General features: G+C 66.4%; 17 protein-coding genes. 10 read left to right on the plus strand and 7 right to left on the minus strand.

Annotated elements, in window-relative coordinates:
- The first annotated feature begins 1 nt into the window (after position 1).
- The 4 genes from OA2633_RS06270 to OA2633_RS15265 all read left to right on the plus strand — a co-directional run bounded on the left by OA2633_RS06270 (position 2) and on the right by OA2633_RS15265 (position 6,586).
- On the plus strand, positions 2–889 hold the full coding sequence (locus OA2633_RS06270; RefSeq protein ID WP_009801664.1) for a DUF58 domain-containing protein: 888 nt from the start codon (positions 2–4) through the stop codon (positions 887–889).
- Entirely contained in the window at positions 886–3,603 is a 2,718-nt protein-coding gene (locus tag OA2633_RS06275) for a DUF4159 domain-containing protein (RefSeq protein WP_009801665.1), read from the plus strand. The genes OA2633_RS06270 and OA2633_RS06275 overlap by 4 nt, the downstream gene beginning before the upstream one ends.
- Positions 3,603–5,648 carry a hypothetical protein gene (locus OA2633_RS06280; RefSeq protein ID WP_009801666.1) on the plus strand — a complete coding sequence of 682 codons (2,046 nt, stop codon included), beginning with the start codon at positions 3,603–3,605 and terminating at the stop codon, positions 5,646–5,648. The genes OA2633_RS06275 and OA2633_RS06280 overlap by 1 nt, the downstream gene beginning before the upstream one ends.
- Before the next feature lie 104 nt (positions 5,649–5,752).
- A complete protein-coding gene (locus tag OA2633_RS15265) occupies positions 5,753–6,586 on the plus strand; it encodes a class I SAM-dependent methyltransferase (protein ID WP_009801667.1) in 834 nt (277 codons plus the stop codon).
- Here the strand turns inward: OA2633_RS15265 and OA2633_RS06290 are convergent.
- Entirely contained in the window at positions 6,583–8,019 is a 1,437-nt protein-coding gene (locus tag OA2633_RS06290; protein WP_009801668.1) for a PLP-dependent aminotransferase family protein, read from the minus strand. The two genes, OA2633_RS15265 and OA2633_RS06290, sit on opposite strands and share 4 nt — an antisense overlap.
- Positions 8,020–8,114: 95 nt before the next feature.
- On the opposite strand from OA2633_RS06290, the gene OA2633_RS06295 reads away from it, so the two are divergent.
- The 3 genes from OA2633_RS06295 to OA2633_RS06305 all read left to right on the plus strand — a co-directional run bounded on the left by OA2633_RS06295 (position 8,115) and on the right by OA2633_RS06305 (position 9,833).
- Complete coding sequence (locus tag OA2633_RS06295; protein ID WP_009801669.1) at positions 8,115–8,723, plus strand: YitT family protein; 609 nt, start codon at positions 8,115–8,117, stop codon at positions 8,721–8,723.
- 102 nt (positions 8,724–8,825) lie between these two features.
- A complete protein-coding gene (locus OA2633_RS06300; RefSeq protein WP_009801670.1) occupies positions 8,826–9,524 on the plus strand; it encodes a pirin family protein in 699 nt (232 codons plus the stop codon).
- 90 nt (positions 9,525–9,614) lie between these two features.
- Positions 9,615–9,833, plus strand: a complete 219-nt coding sequence (locus tag OA2633_RS06305; protein ID WP_040612508.1) for a hypothetical protein — start codon at positions 9,615–9,617, stop codon at positions 9,831–9,833.
- Here OA2633_RS06305 and queE read toward each other — a convergent pair.
- On the minus strand, positions 9,830–10,459 hold the full coding sequence (gene queE, locus OA2633_RS06310) for a 7-carboxy-7-deazaguanine synthase (RefSeq protein WP_009801672.1): 630 nt from the start codon (positions 10,457–10,459) through the stop codon (positions 9,830–9,832). The two genes, OA2633_RS06305 and queE, sit on opposite strands and share 4 nt — an antisense overlap.
- A complete protein-coding gene (gene queC / locus OA2633_RS06315; protein WP_009801673.1) occupies positions 10,459–11,178 on the minus strand; it encodes a 7-cyano-7-deazaguanine synthase QueC in 720 nt (239 codons plus the stop codon). Before queC ends, queE begins: the two co-directional genes overlap by 1 nt.
- 48 nt (positions 11,179–11,226) lie before the next feature.
- On the opposite strand from queC, the gene cutA reads away from it, so the two are divergent.
- Positions 11,227–11,562, plus strand: a complete 336-nt coding sequence (gene cutA, locus OA2633_RS06320; RefSeq protein WP_009801674.1) for a divalent-cation tolerance protein CutA — start codon at positions 11,227–11,229, stop codon at positions 11,560–11,562.
- 126 nt (positions 11,563–11,688) lie between these two features.
- Positions 11,689–13,329 carry an ATP-binding protein gene (locus tag OA2633_RS06325; RefSeq protein ID WP_009801675.1) on the plus strand — a complete coding sequence of 547 codons (1,641 nt, stop codon included), beginning with the start codon at positions 11,689–11,691 and terminating at the stop codon, positions 13,327–13,329.
- A 69-nt stretch (positions 13,330–13,398) separates the two neighbouring features.
- Here the strand turns inward: OA2633_RS06325 and OA2633_RS06330 are convergent, their stop codons facing one another.
- The gene (locus OA2633_RS06330; RefSeq protein WP_009801676.1) at positions 13,399–15,192 is read right to left on the minus strand and encodes a HAMP domain-containing sensor histidine kinase; all 1,794 of its coding nucleotides are present in this window, start codon (positions 15,190–15,192) and stop codon (positions 13,399–13,401) included.
- A 179-nt stretch (positions 15,193–15,371) separates the two neighbouring features.
- Between OA2633_RS06330 and OA2633_RS06335 the strand changes: the two genes are divergently transcribed.
- A complete protein-coding gene (locus OA2633_RS06335; RefSeq protein ID WP_009801677.1) occupies positions 15,372–15,944 on the plus strand; it encodes a DUF3299 domain-containing protein in 573 nt (190 codons plus the stop codon).
- Between the two features lie 33 nt (positions 15,945–15,977).
- Here the strand turns inward: OA2633_RS06335 and OA2633_RS06340 are convergent, their stop codons facing one another.
- From OA2633_RS06340 to OA2633_RS06350, 3 genes are read right to left on the minus strand one after another with little or no spacing between them, the layout of a single operon-like run.
- Positions 15,978–16,658 carry a hypothetical protein gene (locus OA2633_RS06340; protein ID WP_009801678.1) on the minus strand — a complete coding sequence of 227 codons (681 nt, stop codon included), beginning with the start codon at positions 16,656–16,658 and terminating at the stop codon, positions 15,978–15,980.
- A 25-nt stretch (positions 16,659–16,683) separates the two neighbouring features.
- Positions 16,684–18,102: a peptidoglycan-binding protein gene (locus OA2633_RS06345; protein ID WP_009801679.1), complete on the minus strand. Its 1,419-nt coding sequence runs from the start codon at positions 18,100–18,102 to the stop codon at positions 16,684–16,686.
- Positions 18,099–18,578, minus strand: coding sequence for a hypothetical protein (locus tag OA2633_RS06350; RefSeq protein WP_009801680.1), 480 nt, complete (start codon positions 18,576–18,578; stop codon positions 18,099–18,101). Before OA2633_RS06350 ends, OA2633_RS06345 begins: the two co-directional genes overlap by 4 nt.
- Positions 18,579–18,614: the final 36 nt, after the last annotated feature.

Consider the following 18,614-nt stretch of genomic DNA (forward strand, 5'->3'; position numbering starts at 1 on the left):
GATGAGCCAGGCCGCCGCCCCTTCCTATATGACCCGCCTGCGCCATGATGCGGAGGAGGCGGCGGCGCGTTTTCCCGCGCTGCTGGCGGAGGCCGAGCGCATTGCGGCCAGCGTCTCCCACGGCGTGCATGGCCGTCGCCGCGCCGGTCAGGGCGAAACCTTCTGGCAGTATCGCCACCACCGGCCCGAAGATGGCGCGCGCTTTGTCGACTGGCGCCGCTCGGCCCAGGGCGATCACCTCTATATCCGCGAAGTGGAATGGGAGGCGGCGAACGCCGTCTATTTCTGGCGCGACGGATCGGCGGGCATGCAACTGCATTCGCGCGGCCTGCCCCTGAAGAAGGAACGCGCCTCGATCTGCCTGATGGCGATCGCCAGCCTGCTCAATCGCGGCGGCGAACGCCTGTCCGTGCTGGGCGAGACCGGGCGCGCTCGCGCGGGCCGGCAAGGGCTTGAAACCGTCAGCCGCGCCCTGGCGCTGGGCGAAGGCCCGGCCGAGCATGTGGAAGCGGCGGAGCTGCCCCGCCATGCGCGTCTTGTGATCGCCAGTGATTTTCTGGACCCGGTCGAGACTTGGCGCGCCCGCCTCAATCGTTTCGCCGCCCAGGGCGCAACCGGCGCGCTCCTGCGCATTGTCGATCCGGCCGAAGAGGATTTCCCCTTCAGGGGCCGCACCCGGTTTGAAGCCGCCGCCAGCGGCGACAGCCTGTTGTTCGGTCGCGCCGAAGACGCCCGCACCGCCTATCACCAGGCTTGGGCCCGGCATGGCGCGGAGCTCGCGGACCTGTCGCGCCAGTATGGCTGGCGCCTGATCACCCATCGTACCGACCGTCCCGCCGCGAGCGCTGTTCTGGCGCTTTATCAGACCCTGTCAGAGCCGCAGTCATGATCACACTGGGACCGCTTGCCTTCGCCGCGCCCTGGGCGCTGGCCGCCTTCGCGGTGTTGCCGCTTCTGTGGTTCCTGTTGCGCGCCACCCCGCCGGCGCCCTCGCGGGTGATCTTCGCGCCCCTGCGCCTGTTGCAGAATCTCGCGCGGACGCCGGAAACCCCGCAATCGACACCCTGGTGGCTACTGGTGCTGCGGCTTGTGATGGCCGCCCTCATCATCCTGGCGCTGGCGCATCCGATCCTCAGCCCTGAAACCGAGATAAATTCCGACCGCCCGCTCCTGTTGCTGGTGGATGACGGCTGGCGCTCGGCGCCGGGCTGGCCGGACCTGCAGGCCCAGGCCCGCAGCCAGCTCATCGCCGCCCGCGGCGAGGGTCGGGACGTGCTGCTGGTCTTCACCGGCGCGCCCGCGAGCCAGACCGATCTGCAATTTGGCCCCGCCAGCAACGCCCTCTCGCGCCTGAACGCCCATGAGCTGCGCGCCTGGCCGCCCGCCCGCGCCGTCACCGCCGAACGCCTTGAGACGATCCTGAGCCAGCAAGGGGCGCCCGAGCGCTTTGATACGGTCTGGATCAGTGATGGCGTGGCTGAAGACGAGGGCGACCGCGCCCTCGCCCGCCTGCTCAATCCGCGCGGCGCGCTCAGCGTCGTCCTGCCCGAACCCGATCAGACCGCCATCGGCCTGACCCGTGTCGGCGTGGAGCCGGACGGCTTCACCGTGCGCCTGGTGCGCGCCGACGGCGAGGTCGAGCGCCCGGTCGCGCTGACGGCCCTGGGCGCGGATGGCCAGGCGCTAGCGCGTCTGGACGGGGTTTTCGCAGCAGGCGAGCAGCGTCTGGATCTGTCGGCCAGCCTGCCGCTCGATCTGCGCAACCAGATCGCTCGCATCACGCTGGATCGCTTCGCCTCCGCGGGGGCGACCCATATCACCGGCGACCGCTGGCGGCGTCCGCGCGTGGGCCTTATCCGGCCCGAGGCCAGCGGGGAACGCCAGCCGCTCCTGTCAGACTATCACTATGCCCGCGAAGCGCTGGCGGGATCGGCCGAGCTTGTGAGCGGGGATCTTGAGACCCTGCTGCAAAGCGAGCCCTCCGCGCTCGTCATGGTGGACAATGCCCGGATCGAGGATGACCGCCTGACCGCGTTCGTGAATGAAGGCGGGCTCCTGATCCGCTTCTCCGGTCCGAACCTCGCCACCCGCACCGATCCGCTTCTGCCCGTGCGCCTGCGCGAGGGCGGGCGTCTGTTTGGCGGCGCAATGGCGTGGGAAGACCCGCAGGGCCTCGCCCCCTTCCCCGACGAGAGCCCCTTTTCGGGTCTCTCCGTTTCAGAAGAAGCGCAGGTCACCCGTCAGGTGCTGGCCGAGCCGGGACCCGATCTTGACGCCAAGGTCTGGGCGCGCCTCGAAGACGGCACGCCGCTCGTCACCGCCGACCGCTATGGTCAGGGCTGGGTGGTGCTGTTTCACGTCACCGCCGGGCCCGACTGGTCCTCCCTGCCGTTGTCCGGGCTCTACCCCGCCATGCTCGAGCGCGTGCTGTCGCTCAGCAGCGGCGCAAATCCCGCTCCGCCCCAGGGCGGCGCCTGGGGGCTGGAGCGTCAGCTCGATGCCGACGGGCTTCTGTCCGAAGCTGCGACCCAGGCCGAGATGATTGCGGCGGACGCCTTCACCATGGCGCGCGCCAGCGCCACCACCCCGCCCGGCGTCTGGACGCTGGGGGCGGCGAGCGCGGCCCTCAATGTCATGCAGCCCGGCGACCAGATGGCGCTGATCGCGCGCGACCTGCCTGGCGCCACCTATCGCACCGGCGCGGGCGGCATCGAGACCCGGCTTGCGGGCCCCTTGCTGAGTCTCGCCCTGATTCTTCTGTGCGTGGATGGGCTCATCACCCTGTTCCTGTCCGGCCGCCTGCCCTTCGCCACGCGCAATTTTGGCGCGCTGGCGCTTGCAGTCGTTCTGGGCCTGGGCGCCCTGCCGCCCGATGCGCAGGCGCAGAGCGTTCAGGATATTGAACAACAGGCGCTGGAAGTGCGCCTCGCCTATGTGCTCACGGGCGATGCGCGCATTGACGATATCAGTCGCGCCGGCCTTGCGGGCCTGTCCCGTGAAAGCACGCGCCGCAGTGCGGTCGAGCCCAGCGCGCCCGTTGGCGTGGATATAGAGACGGACGAAATCCTGTTTTATCCCATGATCTACTGGCCGCTGACCGAAGACGCCCCCGCGCTCTCTCCCGACGCCGCGGCCCGCGTCACCGCCTATATGAATGCAGGCGGGCTGATCGTCTTCGACACCCGCGACGGTCGCGCCTCGGGCCGGGGACTGGCGCCGCATCCGGGGCTGGTGCGGGTGCTCGATTCGGTCGAGGTGCCGCCGCTCCAGCAGATGCCCGACGATCATGTCCTGGGCCGGACCTTCTATCTTCTGAGCGCGTTCCCGGGTCGCTATCCCGACACCCCGATCTGGGTCGAGGCCAACCCTGAAAGCTCGGGGCGGGATGGCGCATCCTCGGTGGTGATCGGCTCCGCGGACTGGGCCGCCGCCTGGGCGATTGACGAGCAGGGACGCCCCCTCGCCCCGGTGGAGGGCGGGCCGCGCCAGCGTGAGCTGGCCATCCGCTTCGGGGTCAATCTCGCCATGTATTCCCTGACCGGAAACTACAAGGCCGATCAGGTGCATGTGCCCGCCATTCTGCAGCGATTGGGGCAGGATTGATGGACGCCGTTACGCTCTCCCTCTCCCCGCTCGTTCCGCCCGCGCTCGCCTATGGGCTGGGCGCGCTGGCGCTGGCTGTGGCGATCCTTGCGCTGGTGCGCGGCCTGAAAGGCTGGCTCTGGCGGGCGCTGGCCGGGCTGGTCCTGACGGGCGCGCTGCTGAACCCGGCTCTGGTGCAGGAAACCCGCGAGCCCCTGAGTGATGTGATGGTGCTGATCACCGATGACAGCGCCTCCATGCAGATCGGCAATCGCAGCGCCGCCGCCGAGCAGACGGCGCAGGCTTTGCGCGCGCTCGCCGAAAGCGATCCGCTGCTGGATCTCGTGGAGGTCAGCGGCGGCGCGTCCGAGGACGGCACGCGTCTGAACCGCGCCCTGCAGCAAGGCCTGTCGCAAGCCCCGCGCAATCGTCTGGCGGGGGTCATCATCGCCTCTGACGGCCAGATCCATGACGCGCCGCCAGCCGCCGACGATCTGGGGCTTGAAGCCCCGGTCCATCATGTCCTGACAGGCAATCCGAATGCGCGCGACCGCCGCCTGATCGTCTCCCAGGCCCCGCGCTACGGCCTTGTGGGCGATCCGGTCAGCTTCACCTTGCGGGTCGAGGATGAGGGCGCGGCCACCGGGACCGCCATGGTCAATCTCTATGTGGATGGCGGCGATCCGATCCAGGCCCGCGTGCAGATCGGTCAGGACGTGACCGTTCAGGCCGAAATCGCCAATCGGGGCCCGAATGTTGTCGAGATCGAGGTGGAGCCTGGCCAGGGCGAGCTGTCGCTGATCAACAATCGCGCCGCGGTGAACGTCACCGGCGTGCGCGATCGCTTGCGAGTGCTGCTCGTCACCGGCGAACCCCATAACGGCGCGCGGGCCTGGCGCAATCTTCTCAAATCCGACCCCAGCGTCGATCTGGTGCACTTCACCATTCTGCGCCCGCTGGACAAGGATGACAGCGTGCCCGCCAACGAGCTCGCCCTGATCGCCTTTCCGGTCTTCGAGCTATTTCAGCTGAGCCTTGAGGAATTCGACCTCGTCATCTTCGACCGCTATCGCCGCCGCGGCATTTTGCGCCCGCTCTATTTCGACAATATCGCCAATTATGTCGAAAATGGCGGCGCGCTGTTGGTCACCACAGGGCCGCCCTTCGCCGGCGGCGAAAGCGTTTCGCGCTCGCCGCTCGCCAGCGTGCTGCCCGCCGCCCCGACCGGCCAGATCAGCGAAGAGCGCTTCACGCCGCAGATCAGCGAAATCGGCCAGCGCCACCCTGTCACCCGTCCCATGCTATCAGGTGAAGGCGAATGGGGTCCGTGGTTCCGGCGCATCGGCGCACGGCCGCTGTCGGGCGAGACCGTTCTGGAAGCCCCCAATGGCGACCCCCTGCTGACCCTGTCCCATGAAGGTCAGGGGCGGGCGGCGATCCTGCTGTCCGATCAGGCCTGGCTGTGGGCGCGCGGATATGAGGGCGGCGGTCCGCATGACGAACTGTTCCGTCGCGTCGCGCACTGGCTGATGGGCGAGCCGGAGCTGGACGAAGAACGCCTGAGCGCACGCGTCGTTGATGGCGAGCTCGAAGTCACCCGCAATACGCTTGCAGACGAGGTGCCCGAGCTGGAGATCGAATGGCCGTCCGGCGTTCAGGAATCCGTGGAGATGGATGAGACCGGGCTGGGCGTCTACACCGAGCGCATGACCGCACGCGAACAGGGGCTGGTGCGCCTGCGCTCAGGCGACCTGACCACGGTGACGGCCTCGGGCCCGCTCAATCCTCTGGAATATCGCGATCTGCGGCCCGATCCGGAAGGCTTCGCCGCGCTCGTCGATTCAAGCGAGGGCGGGATCTTCACGCTGGGCGAGGAGATCGACTTGCCTGAATTCAGGCGGACCAATGCCCGCGCCCGACAGGCCGGGATGAACTGGGCGGGACTGAAACGCAACAACGCCTATCTGGTCACGGACGCCCAGTCCGTGCCGCTGGCGCCCGGCCTTCTCATCGCCCTTCTGGCGCTCGGCTTGCTGGCGCTCGCCTGGCGCAGGGAAGGCGCGTGACGGCGCCTGGCAGATTCCATATCGTCGCCAGACCCGAACCGTTCTAGACAGTCGTGATATCCACGCCTCCGCAGGGTGCTGAGGCGTGCGCACCGGACCCGATCATGGATCTCCTCGAGCTTGGCTTCAGAACGCTGGACGAGTGGTCCGTCTTCTTCAGGACCATGCGGCCGGGAATAGAATCTCAGCGCGCCCAGGCGCTGGACCGCATCGCCATTGAAGGCCTGCATGACCCTTATCTGGGCCTGGTCACGCCTGACAGGATTGAACTCGACAGCGCCCGTCTGCGTGAAAGCCTGATCGCCCATTCCTGCACGTCACGCACGCGGGCCATCCTGCATGTACTGCGCACTTACGCCTGCGGGCGGGAAAAGTCGCTGCGGGTCTTCGCCTCGGAACGCCTGTCGCCATTCGCCCAGCGCTTGCGTTCGATCTTTCCGCGCTTCACGGGCTCTGAATACCTGCCGCTGGCTTCGGACCGCCGGGCGCACCCACGCGTGATGCATCAGGACGTGCAGGCGCTGAGTTTCAGCGATGACAGCTTCGACATCTATGTCAGCTGCGAAGTGCTCGAACATGTGCCGGACATGGACAGGGCCATTTCGGAAGCCGCCCGCATCCTCAAACCCGGCGGTCTGTTCGTCGGCACTGTGCCGTTCAACATGCGAGGGACGGAGCGGACCATCAAGGCGCGCCTGGGCCCGGACGGCCTGGAGCATCTGGCGCCGCCGGAATATCACGGCAATCCGACACGTCCGGACGAGGGCAGCCTGGTCTTCGCCATCCCCGGTTGGGACTTCGTACAGGACCTTGAAAGGGCGGGCTTTGAAGACGCCGGCATGCGCTTTGTCATGTCAGGCTATTTTGGCCTTCTGACCAATGATGTGGGTGGGGTCTTCCTCTTCGCCGCCCGCAAACCCGTAAAGCCTGCAGCCTAGAAAACTGGCGCTTCAACCCGAACCTCTTTCGCCAGACCGGGCGTCGCGCAGACTTGCCTCCAGGCGGGCTCCAACAGGTCGAGCGCCCGGACCATGAAATCCCGGTCGCGGCTGAAGGGGAGGCGCAGATTGTGCGCCCCGCCCTGCTGGAGGAAGAAGCGCGGCCCCGGCTCCAGCTTCAGCCCCCACTCGCGGGCCGCCGCCGACAGCTCGGGGCTGACCGGCCTGGGCAGGCGCAGCCAGAGCGACAGGCCGCCCTCGACCTTCAGGCTGGTCCAGTCGGGGAAACGCCGCGCGATTTCGCCGCTCAGAAAGGCGTGCTCGTCACGCAATTGCGCGCGCTGACGGTCCACCGCATCGGGGAAGTCCTCATAGAGGATGCGCGTGGTGATCTGCTCAAGCGGCGGACCACCCAGATCAATCGATGAGCGGGCGGCGTGGACCTGATCGATGATGCGTCGGTCCGCCGCGATCCAGCCCGTACGCAAGCCTCCCCAGAACACCTTGCTGGCCGACCCCAGCCGCACCACAGGCGCGCGATAATGGGGCGGATCGATCACGGGCGGCGGCGCATCGCGCCAGAGCTCGCGCACGCACTCGTCTAACACCAGCAACGCGCCGCCGCGCTTGGCGGCCCGCGCAAGACGAAAGCGCGCGTCCGCATCCATCACCTGGCCTGTGGGATTGTGATGATCCGCAATCAGGTAGGCCATCTTGTAGCGCCCCTGCGCCAGGTCGCGCTCGAGCTCGGCCACCGACCAGCCGTTATCCGTCACCGGATAGCCGCGCATCTGAACGCCTGCCCGATGGAAAGCCTCAAGGGCATTAGGATAACTCGGCAGGTCAACCGCCACCGGATCGCCGGGTTTGAGGAAGGCGCGGATCAGCAGCACCAGCCCGTGCTGGGCGCCCTGGGAGATCAGGATCTGATCCGGCGCCAGCGCCACGCCATCTTCAGCATAGCGATCCGCCAGCACCCGGCGCAGCCCGATCTCGCCGCGCATCTCATAGCCTGAATGCGGCAGGAGCGCCGGCAGATGCGCCATCGCCTTGCGATAGGCCGGCGCGAGATCGGGATGGGCGCGGGTCGTTGCGGCCGCCAGGTCCACCAGGCCCGGATCAGCGCTCGCGCCCTCCTGCAGCGCCTCGGCGCCGTCGGGCAGCACGGTCACCGAACCGCGCCCCTGCCCGCTTTCCAGAAAGCCCTCGGCGCGCAACAGATCATAGGCTTGGGACACCGTGATCCGCGCCACCTCGAGCTCGTCGGCCAGACGTCGCTCGCCGGGCAGCTTCACCCCCAGCCCGACACGCCCGTCCAGAATGGCGAAACGCAAGCGGTTCGCGATCTGGCGATAGGCGGGCGCGGTGGCGCTGTCGCGCCAGCCCTGCATCAGGCGGCGCAGGCTGAGCAGGGAAAGCGAGCGATCTGACATGGCGTCATCCTCAATCAGGCGGCTCCGGCATCATAGCGCCAAGGTCGCTAGCTTGGCCCTATTTTTTAAGGCCAAGCTCGGGATTGATGCGTGCCATGTTGATAAAACGTCTGATCCAGTTGCACCTGGGCCTCGCGGCCTATGGCGTCTCGCTGGCCCTGATGGTTCGCGCCAATCTGGGTCTTGATCCCTGGGATGTGTTCCATGAGGGCCTGTCGGACCGCATCGGTCTGAGCTTCGGCATGACCGTCAATCTGGTCGGCCTTCTGGTGCTGCTGGCCTGGTGGCCGATCCGGCAGAAGCCGGGGATCGGCACGGTGATGAACGTGCTGCTGATCGGGACAGTGGCGGACCTGACCCTGTTCGTCATGCCCGAGCTGACCGGCTACGCAATGCGCGCCCTCCTCCTGGTCTGCGCCATTGGCCTGAATGGCGTCGCCACCGCCAGTTATATCGGCGCGGGCCTGGGTCCGGGCCCGCGCGACGGCCTGATGACCGGGGTGTGCGGGCGCACGGGCTGGCCGGTGGGCCGGGTGCGCCTGGGGATCGAGCTTGTGGTGCTGGCGAGCGGCTTTGCCCTGGGCGGCACGGTGGGCCTCGGCACCGTGCTCTATGCCGTCGCCATTGGCCCGCTGGTGCACTGGCTGCTGCCGCGCTTCACGCTCAAGCCCGGGACAGCGCCTGTTCCCGCGCCGGCGGAATGATCCTTTCCGGATCGGCAAAACTCACCGTCCAACCCGCCGGTTAATGCCGCCGCCTCCCGTCTCTATCTGTGTGTCCAACACACGAGCTAAGGAGGGTTCGTCATGATTGATGTACGGTATTTCGAAGATCTGGGCGCCTTCCAGATCGACTGGCTGAACGCGAAACACCATTTCAGCTTCGGCTCCTATCACGATCCCAAACGGATGGGCTGGGGCGCGCTTCGGGTCTGGAACGACGACGAGATCCAGCCTCGCACCGGCTTCCCCCCGCACCCCCATGCGGAGATGGAGATCATCACCTATGTGCGTGACGGCGCCATCACCCATGAAGACAGCCTGGGCAACAAGGGCCGCACGGTGGCGGGCGATGTGCAGGTGATGAGTGCGGGCAAGGGCATCCGTCACGCCGAATACAATCGTGAAAGCGAGCTGACCCGCATCTTCCAGATCTGGATCATGCCCGATGAACGCGGCGGCGAGCCCTATTGGGACAGTCGCACCTTCCCCAAGGGTGACAAGGCGGGCGAGCTGGTGGTGCTGGCCTCGGGCCGCAAGGGCTATGAAGACGCCCTGCCCATCCGCGCCGATGCGCGGGTTCTGGGCGGGACGCTGAAAGCCGGCCAGTCCGTCCGCTATGCCCTTGAAGAGGGGCGTCACGCCTATCTGGCCCTCGCCAAGGGCGCGGTGACGGTCAATGAGGAAACGGTGGGACCGCGCGACGGGGCCGCGATCGTCGATGAACCCGTGATCGAGATCACCGCGATCGAGGACGCCGAAGTCGTGATGGTGGATTCGCTCTAGGCGCCTCTTCACCCGGCCTTAAGCGCCAGTCGCTAGACAGAAGACCCGGCGGAGCCCCCTGCTCCGCCGGGTTTTTCTGTGGAGCGCGCCATGACCCGACCCGCCCTTGTGATGATCGCCCTCGCCGCCGTGATGATGACGCCCGGCTGCATCGTGGTGCAGACCGCCGATCTCGCGGTCGGCGCAACCGGCGCCGTGGTGGGCGCCGCCGGCAAGGTGGTGGGCGGCGCCGTGGGCGTGGTGACGCCGGGCAAGAGCGTGGTCGAGGACAAGTTCGTCACCGAGCTCTGCGACGACACGCCCGCCTAGGGCACATTGATCCATTTGTGGGTCTGCAGGCTGAGCATCCATTGAGGATGTTGCAGACAATACTCGAATGCGGCCTGAGCATTTTTCATCTGGTCCGGCCCGTCCATGGGCTGCAGCCGGAACTGCTTGAAATCCAGCCCTGAGAAAAGTTCAGGCATCGCCTCGGGCTGAGGGTAGACGAGTTTCAGCTCATCGCCGGAGGTCTGCTTCAAGGGCGCGGTGGATTTGGGGCTGACGCAGACCCAGTCGATGCCCTCCGGCGCCTTGATCGTACCATTGGTCTCGACCGCAATTCTGAACCCCGCCTCATGCAGGGCGTCAATCAGGGGCGCGTCGAGCTGCAAGAGCGGTTCGCCGCCGGTGCAGACCACATAGGGCTCGCCCCCGCCGGGCCACAGGCTCGCGACTTTGTCGGCCAGCGCTTCGGCCGTCTTGAACTTGCCGCCATTCACCCCGTCCACGCCGACAAAATCGGTATCGCAGAACTGGCAGATGGCGCTGGCGCGATCGCGCTCGAGCCCGCTCCACAGATTGCAGCCCGCAAAGCGCAGAAACACCGCCGGACGGCCCGTCTGGCCGCCCTCGCCCTGCACGGTGAGGAACATTTCCTTGACGGAATAGGTCATCAGCCCGCCGCGCCCTCGCGCCACTTGTTCCAGCCGGCCTTGCGCAAATCGCAGGCCGGGCAGTCATCACAGCCATAGCCCCAGTCATGGCGCTGGCCGCGCTCGCCGCGATAGCAGGTATGGCTGTGCTCGACGATCAGATCGACGAGCGCCTCTCCGCCCAGCTCATGCGCGAGCAACCAGGTCTGGGCCTTGTCCAGATGCATCAGCGGCGTCTCGATGACGGTCGGGCGGTCGAGCCCCAGCCCCAGCGCTCTCGCCTGGGTCTGGATCGTGTCCTCGCGGCAGTCGGGATAGCCTGAATAATCGGTCTGGCACATCCCCCCCACCAACACGTCGATGCCCCGACGATAGGCAAGCGCGGCGGCGACCGTGAGAAAAACGAGATTGCGCCCCGGCACGAAAGTGGAGGGCAGGCCCTGTTCGGTCATGACGATTTCCATGTCCGCCGTCAGCGCGCTTTCCGCCAGCGCGCCATAGCCCGACAGATCCACCAGACGATCCTCGCCCAGCCGTTCCGCCCAGGCCGGAAACGCCTTGAGCATCTCATCGCGAACCCGCTGGCGGGCTTTCAGCTCCACCTCATGGCGCTGGCCATAGTCAAACCCGATCGTTTCCACCCGCTCAAAGCGCGACAACGCCCAGGCGAGGCAGGTGGCGGAATCCTGGCCGCCGGAGAACAGCACCAGGGCTGCGTTTGATGAAGCGCGTGTATCCATGTAGCCAGTATATCTTGCTTAAGAGCCGCGCCTGCAAGGAGCTCGACCATGACTGAAGCCGCCAAGGGCGTCATCGTCCTTTACACCACCTGGCCTGACCGGGAGAGCGTGGAGCGCGCCGCGGGCCGTCTGCTGGAGGACCGTCTGATCGCCTGCGCCAACATTCTGGGAGAGAGCCGGTCGATCTATCGCTGGGAGGGCGAGGTGCAGAGCGAGCGTGAGATCATCGCCCTGTTCAAGACCTCGGCGGGGGCGGCGGAGCGGACGCGCGACGCCCTGCTCGCGCTTCATCCCTATGATGAACCCTGCATTCTGGCGCTTGAGAGCACCGCCCCGCTGAGCGCATCGGGCTTTACCGACTGGGTGCGCGAACAGACAGCGTAACCCCAGGTTTAATAACGCGACTTTTCGATGAACCTTCCGTGAAACACGCCTTCAATTAAGGGCGCGGCAAGGGCCGGGCGTGTTGGGTAGGCGCGATTTCACCGCCTGCCCCAGGAGCCCGAGCCCATGAGCCGCACGGTTCGCACCCTTTTGCAGAATGCGCCTGTTCTGGACCCCGTCATTACCGGATCGGAGGTCTATGACCTGTTCTCCGAAGACAGCGATCTTCTGGTCTGCGCCGTGGTTGAAGCGGGCAAGCCGATCGGCCTTGTGGCGCGCAACGCCTTCTTCCTGCGCATGGCGGACACTCATGGCCGGGCGCTCTTCGCCAAACGCCCTGTCACCTATGTGATGGACAAGGACCCGCTGGTGGTCGACAGCAACCATCTGCTCTCCCAGCTCAGCCGCCACATCGTCACCGACCGCATCTCGGCCCTGTTTGACGGCTTCATCATCACCGAGAACGGCCGTTATGCCGGGGTGGGCACGGGCGTCGGCCTGATGCGGATGATCCAGTCTGAGAGCGAGGAGCGCAATCGCAAGCTGGTCGCCCTCGCCGAGCAGCTGGGGCAGGCGCGGCTTGAAGCCCTGTCCGCGAACAAGATCAAGACCGAGTTCGTGGCGACGATGAGCCATGAAATCCGCACCCCGCTGAGCGGCATGATGGGCCTGGCCCAGCTGCTTCAGGAGACCGCCCTGGATGAGGAGCAGCGCAGGCTGACCCAGAGCATTCAGCAGGGCGGCGAGGTCATGCTCGACCTGCTCAATGACGTGCTGGACCTGTCCAAGATCGAGGCCGGCAAGATGAAGCTGCGTTCGGTCGACTTCACCCTGAACGATCTCGCCCAGGCGGCGTCCCAGCTCTGGCGCGGACGCGCACAGGCCAAGGGGCTGAACTTCGAGGTCCGCACCGAGGGCGATACGGCCAAGCCGCTGCTGGGCGACCCAGTCCGGCTCAAGCAGATCCTGTTCAACCTGATCGGCAACGCCATCAAGTTCACCGATGAGGGCGCCGTGAATGTGCGCCTGGCGCTGACCCCGCTCACCCCCACGCGCGTCATCCTGCGCGGAGAGGTGACCGACACCGGATGCGGCGTGCCGCCGATCGCGCACGATGCGCTGTTCACCTCCTTCATGCAGGCCGAACCCGAGGCGCGACAGACCGCCAGCGGGACTGGCCTGGGGCTGGCCATCTGCAAACAGCTCGTTGATCTCATGGGCGGCACGATCGCCCATGACCCCAGCCACGAGCCCGGCGCGCACTTCTGGTTCGAGCTGGCGCTGGGCCTGGCCGATACGGACAGCCCAAGCCCGGCCCGGCTTGACGATGCCGGCGGCGCGACGGCGCACGCCCCGGCGCCCCGCATCCTTCTGGTGGAGGACAACGCCATGAACCGGGCAGTGATCGAAGGCTTCCTGAACCTGCGCGGATGGGGCTGCACCATCTGCGAAACCGGCGAGCAGGCGCTGGAGCTGTTGCAGACAGACGGGTTCGACCTGATCCTGATGGATGTGCGGATGCCGGGCCTGGACGGCCTTGAGGTCACCCGACGCATCCGCCAGATGAGAAGCCCGGTGCGCGCGACGCCCATTCTGGCGCTGACCGCCAACGCCTTGCGCGAGGAGCAGGCGCAATGCCTGCGCGCCGGCATGGACGGCTACGCCTCAAAACCGATCCAGCGCGAAGCCTTCTTTGCCGAGATGGATCGCCTGCTGACCCCGGACTGGCGGATGTCCGCCCCCGACCGGATGCATGGCGCAGCCTGAGCCGCCGCCCTTCCCCATGAAAAAAGCCGGCGTCACCGCCGGCTTTTTTATGTCGCGTGAGATCTGCGGTCAGGCGATGCGATAGAGCTGGGCATTGGCGATCGGATCATTGGCGAGCGCCTGTTTCAGCCCGTCCATCAGGACATCCGCACTGACCGGCGAGCGCACCTGCGTCTCCATGGCGTTCACTCGCAAGGGCGCATCCAGCTCCGGCACAAGGCGCAGGATCGGGGTCATCGCGGCCGTGGACGGCAGCGCCCGCACATCGGCGGAGGCGTCCTCGGCCTCGGAGTCTTCAAGCTGGTGCCCCAGGATCACCGCGTCATAGGCCGAGGCGCCCAGCGCATCCACCAGTTCGACCGAACTGCCAGAGCAGGTGACCACGCAGTTGAAGGATTTGAGATAGCCCAGCAGCACCGAGCGCAGGGCCGGATCGCTTTCGCCGACCAGTATGCGCAGGCGGCGACTCGAGACCGACATCTGCTCACCATCGGCGAAGCGGTCCGCCTTGATGGAGTGACGCAGCTTCACCTCGAACCAGAATACCGAGCCGGACCCTTCCTCCGCAGGCGCATAGCCGACTTCGCCATGCATCATTTCCGCCAGCTTGCGGACCAGATGCAGACCGAGGCCCGTTCCCGCCTGCTTGATGTTGTCATCAATGGCGTCCTTGCCCATGGCGTTGAACAATTGCTCGCGCGAGCTCTCGGGCACGCCGGACCCGGTATCGATCACCGAGATCCGCAAGGCGGACAGGCCGGGCTGATCCTCACGCATGGTCAGATTGACCGTGACCCCGCCCTCATCGGTGAAGTGGATCGCATTGTGCGCCAGGATCCGGCACATATGCATCAGACGACCGCCATCGGCGCGCAGTGCGCGCGCCCCGTCGCCGTCAAACTCGACATCAAAACTGATATTCTTGGCGGCCGCATGCGGGGCGTGTTCGCGACGCAGACGGTCCGCGAAATCACACGCGGTGATGTCTTCGAGGATCAGCTCCATCCGCCCCGCGTCAATACGGGAGACTTCCAGAACCGTATTGATCAGGCCCTCAAGCTTTTCACCGCTTTCCAGCAAACGCGAGACCATCAGCGATTGCTCGTCTGACAAACGGGTCTTGTCCAGAAGCTGGCCCATGCCGAGCACGCCATTGAGCGGCGAGCGCAACTCATGGCTCATATTGGCCAGAAGCACAGCGCTCGACCGCGCCGTTTCCTCGGCCTTGCGGGCGGCCTGGTCATTGTGCTCGGCCAGCCGTGCGAGCGCCGCCGCCTGTTCGAGCGTTTTCTTGTTCGCCTCTTCCAGCGCGATATTGGCCGCCACGGAATCCAGCAGGGTATTGGCGTAGGTCTTGGCCAGCATGGTGATGCCCAGCAGGAAGCCGGCCAGCATCACGGCCCCGATGGCGCCCGTGGACAGATCAATGCGCAGCAGGGCGACCGCCCAAAGCGTCAGCGAGGGGGCGGCGTAAGCCAGGATCACGCGCCGTTCGCCCGCGGAGGTCAGCACAGCGCCGGCCGCCATGCCCGCAATCACCAGACCGACGATCTGCGATACGAGCGTCGGCGTGTTGGAAGACAGAAGATGCGGGGTCGCGCCCCAGGCCAGGCCAACCACGGCCGACAGCGCAATGTACAGATACATCTCCGCATCATTGGGCGCACGATCCGCGCGACGCGCTCTCAACATCGCCCCGAACCGCAAGAAAGGCCCGACACACAGCAGTCCCGCCCAGATCCAGAGGGACACCGTGCCGACATAGGGATGGATGATTGCGGTCAGCAGCAGCGCGTTCACGATATTCAGCGGAACGGCGCGCAGCGCGCTTTTTGACACCAGCTCATACTGCGCTTGCCGCATACGCGCCTTGATGTCGTGTTTCTGATTTTGTTCTGATGGGTTTATACGACCCATTACACCACCTCCGGGACCGCTTTTCGCGGCTCTTCAGAAGGTTTGTGACAGAAAGTTCTTAAAACTGCGTGCACTTCTCTCTCCCTCTACAGAGAAGGCTGCAATCCTTTACGGGAGTGTTAATCGTGATCTTGCGACGGATTGGTCTGAGTGTGCTTGCCTGCTTTGCGATCACCGCCTGTGGCGAGACCACGCCCGCCCCGCAAGACACGGATACAAGCCTGGTCGCCGTGGATCCCGACGCCGAAGCGGAAGTTCTGGCCTGGAGCGATCTGTTGCCGGAACAGGACCTTGAAGCCCTGCAGGCGCTCAGCGAAGGCCGCGCCGACCCGTCCCTGATGAGCATGATGGGCCAGCAAAGCGAGGTCGAGGGCCAGATCGGCACGTTCAATGTGGTCGAGGATCTCGATGGCCTCGTTGTGCGCATGCCCGGCTATATCCTGCCGCTCGATTTCTCGGAAAACAGTTCGGCGCGGGAATTCCTGCTCCTGCCCTATCACGGGGCCTGCGTGCACACGCCGCCGCCGCCGCCGAACCAGATCGTCTATCTGCGCTCGCCGGAGCTGATCCGCTTTGACAGTCTGTGGGAGCCGGTCTGGGTGGAAGGCCGGATGGAGATCGAACGGGTGGACACCGATCTCGCCGCAACCGCCTATTCCATGGTGGTGCGCTCGGTGGAGCCCTATCAGACCCGATAGCGAAACGGGCGCCCGAGAGCGCCCGTTCAGGTCCTAGTGTCGGCGATCGCACGCGTCTGTGGTGAACAGATCCGCAATCACGCCCTCGCAATCGCGATCCCGGCGCGACCGGTGATACCGGCGATCATAGCGGTCCCGGTCATAGCCATGCCCGTAACCGCGGTGATGGCGGCTCGGCGTGGCGATCTCGGCGCGGATTTCGGCCAGCGACAGCGAGACGTCGGTGAAGCGGTCCTGCGCGCGTTCCCAGGAATGAAGCGTGCCGATGCAGGCGCCTTCCTGGTAATCGCGCTGGTGCATGCAGGCGGCATAGGCCCGGCAGGACCCCTCGGCGAAGCGGTAGGCGGCGTCGAGATCAAGCTCGAAGGCGCGCAGCATCTCGGTCCGCTCGGTTTGCGGCCCTGAAGGCGGCTGATCCACGCGCAGCGTGCCCTCGGTCTCTTCATAGCGCTCGTTGACGTCGCCGCCGGACGCATAGCCCGTGATCAGGAGCGCGCGCGCGGCCTCGATGCGTTCATCCCGCTGGGCGCGCAGGGAATCCACCTCGCAAACCTGCAGCGCCGTGTCGATGGCGAGCGCGTCCGCCGTCGCCTCCACCGGGGCCGTGCTGGGCGGATAATAGGGATCGACCGGATGGACATAGGTCGGGTCGGTCTTGCAGCCTGCGAGCGCGGCGGCGCTGATCAGCACGCTGAGAAGGGTCAATTTGCGCATCGGTCCTGTCCTCTCGATCTTGCCGTCACCGGCTCGCATTGGCGTCCAGACACCCGGCGTCGGCCGGGGGGACGCGGGCGCGCATGGCGTTGCGCAGGATTTCCATCGCCCGTTCCCCACGACCGGGCGTCTCACTGGCTTCTTCCTCGATCTCCTGCCGGATCCGCGCCCAGCGGGCCTGGGCGCTCGGCGCCCGCGCCAGCTCGGGCGTCGTGCGGAACCGGCGCGCCAGATCGTGTCCCAGATCGGCGGCGTCACGCAGATAGGCGTCGGCGCGTTCGGGATTCTCCACGATGGCGCACAGGCGGTAAGAGCCGAAGACCGCGCCCGTGCCATAGATCACGGCGAGATTGAAATTGGCGTCGGGATCACCCCGCACCGCAGCCATTTCCAGCCATTCCAGCGCCAGATCGGTGTTCTGCACCACGCCCAGACCCACCGCATGCATGATCCCCAGAACGTTCTGGACGCTGGGATCACGGGCCGTCTGGGCCGCGTGACACATCAGCTGGGCGGTCTGGCGCGGGGTCAGCGAAGCGGTCTCGTCATAGCCGAGCTCACGCTGGAAGGCGCGCACGGCGCGGCGCGTCTCCGCGCCATAGGTTCCGTCAATCGAGCCATTGTAATAGCCCAGCGCGGACAGCGCGGCCTGACGCAGATTGAGCCCGATGACATCCGCCATGACCCGGTCCGGGTCGCGGGCAATGCGCGCCAGGCTGTCCTGGGTGACGGGGCAGTCCACCAGATGGGCCTGCAGGCGACGCTGGGCGAGGATCGAGGATTGCGCCCCGAACGGACGGCCCCAGGCCACCGAGCGGTTCCAGTAGCGCATCGCCGCCTCGCGCGATTCCGGCATCAACGGGCGTCCGCCGGCGCGCTCGCACCCGAAATCGATGATCGAGGAATAGGTCTCGCCGCAATCGAGCTCCAGCGTGGTCAGCTCGGCGTCCCCGCGCAGCAGCCAGTAGCGCGCGGCCTCGCTGTAGACCCGCGCGGCGATGGGCCGGGGCACGCACTCCGCCGCGCCCTCGACGCACACCAGCGTGGCGTTCGTGCCGCCGGTATCGGGGTCCACGGTTTCCACATGGAAGGGCCAGGGTTCGGCCGGGAAGGAATCGCGGTTGCGCGGGAACCAGCTCCGGTTCGGATTGAGCCAGCTGTTCGGGCCCTGATAGCCCGGGCGCTGATAGCCGGGAGACGCATAGCCGCGCTGACCGCCCCGCGGCGTCCAGCGCCCTTGCTGACGCGAGGCTTCGGCCAGGGTGCGCGGCTCCCAGTCCTCATCGCGCGAGGACAGGCTGTCGCGCTCATCCGCCGGGTCAGGCTCGGGCTGGAAATCGAAAATGGACTGACGCGCATCACTGTCCGACGCCAGGAAGGCCGCCGTGGCGCCCGCCAGCATCAGCCCCAGCGCCAGAGTGAGAAGGATGGAGAAGCGGTTCATGAATCCTCGCCCCATGCGCCCGGACTGGAGCCATAAGGCCGTTCCTGGCTTTGCGGGCCATAGGCGTCATCCGCGCCATAGCTGTCCTGGTAATAGTCATAGCGCGGCGGCTCGCACACCGGCACGCCGCAAATGTCGGACGCATCCACGCATACCCGCGCATCGCGCCCGGTGAAGGTGTTCTGCGCCAGCCGCCCGTCGAAATAGCGGCGGCGATAGGCGTCGCGCTCCAGATCTCGCACATAGGACTGATAGGCCCGCTGGGAGAGCTGAACGCTCAGAATGCCGGCGAAGCACTGGCAGTTCTTGTCGCCATAGGTGTCGGTGCAAGCGAGGTAGATCGGATCGTCATGATCCTCGCCCCACATGATGCCGGCCATGCGCCATCCGCCAAAAATCAGCAAGATGATCACGATCAGGCCCGCAAGAGCCCAGATCCAGCCTAACCCGTAGGAATATCGATCCTGTTCATGCATGTGCGCCTGTCCCGCCTCACCCCAAGCGTCCACCCT

It is taken from the genome of Oceanicaulis sp. HTCC2633, from assembly GCF_000152745.1.
In the GTDB taxonomy this organism is placed as follows: Bacteria; Pseudomonadota; Alphaproteobacteria; order Caulobacterales; family Maricaulaceae; genus Oceanicaulis.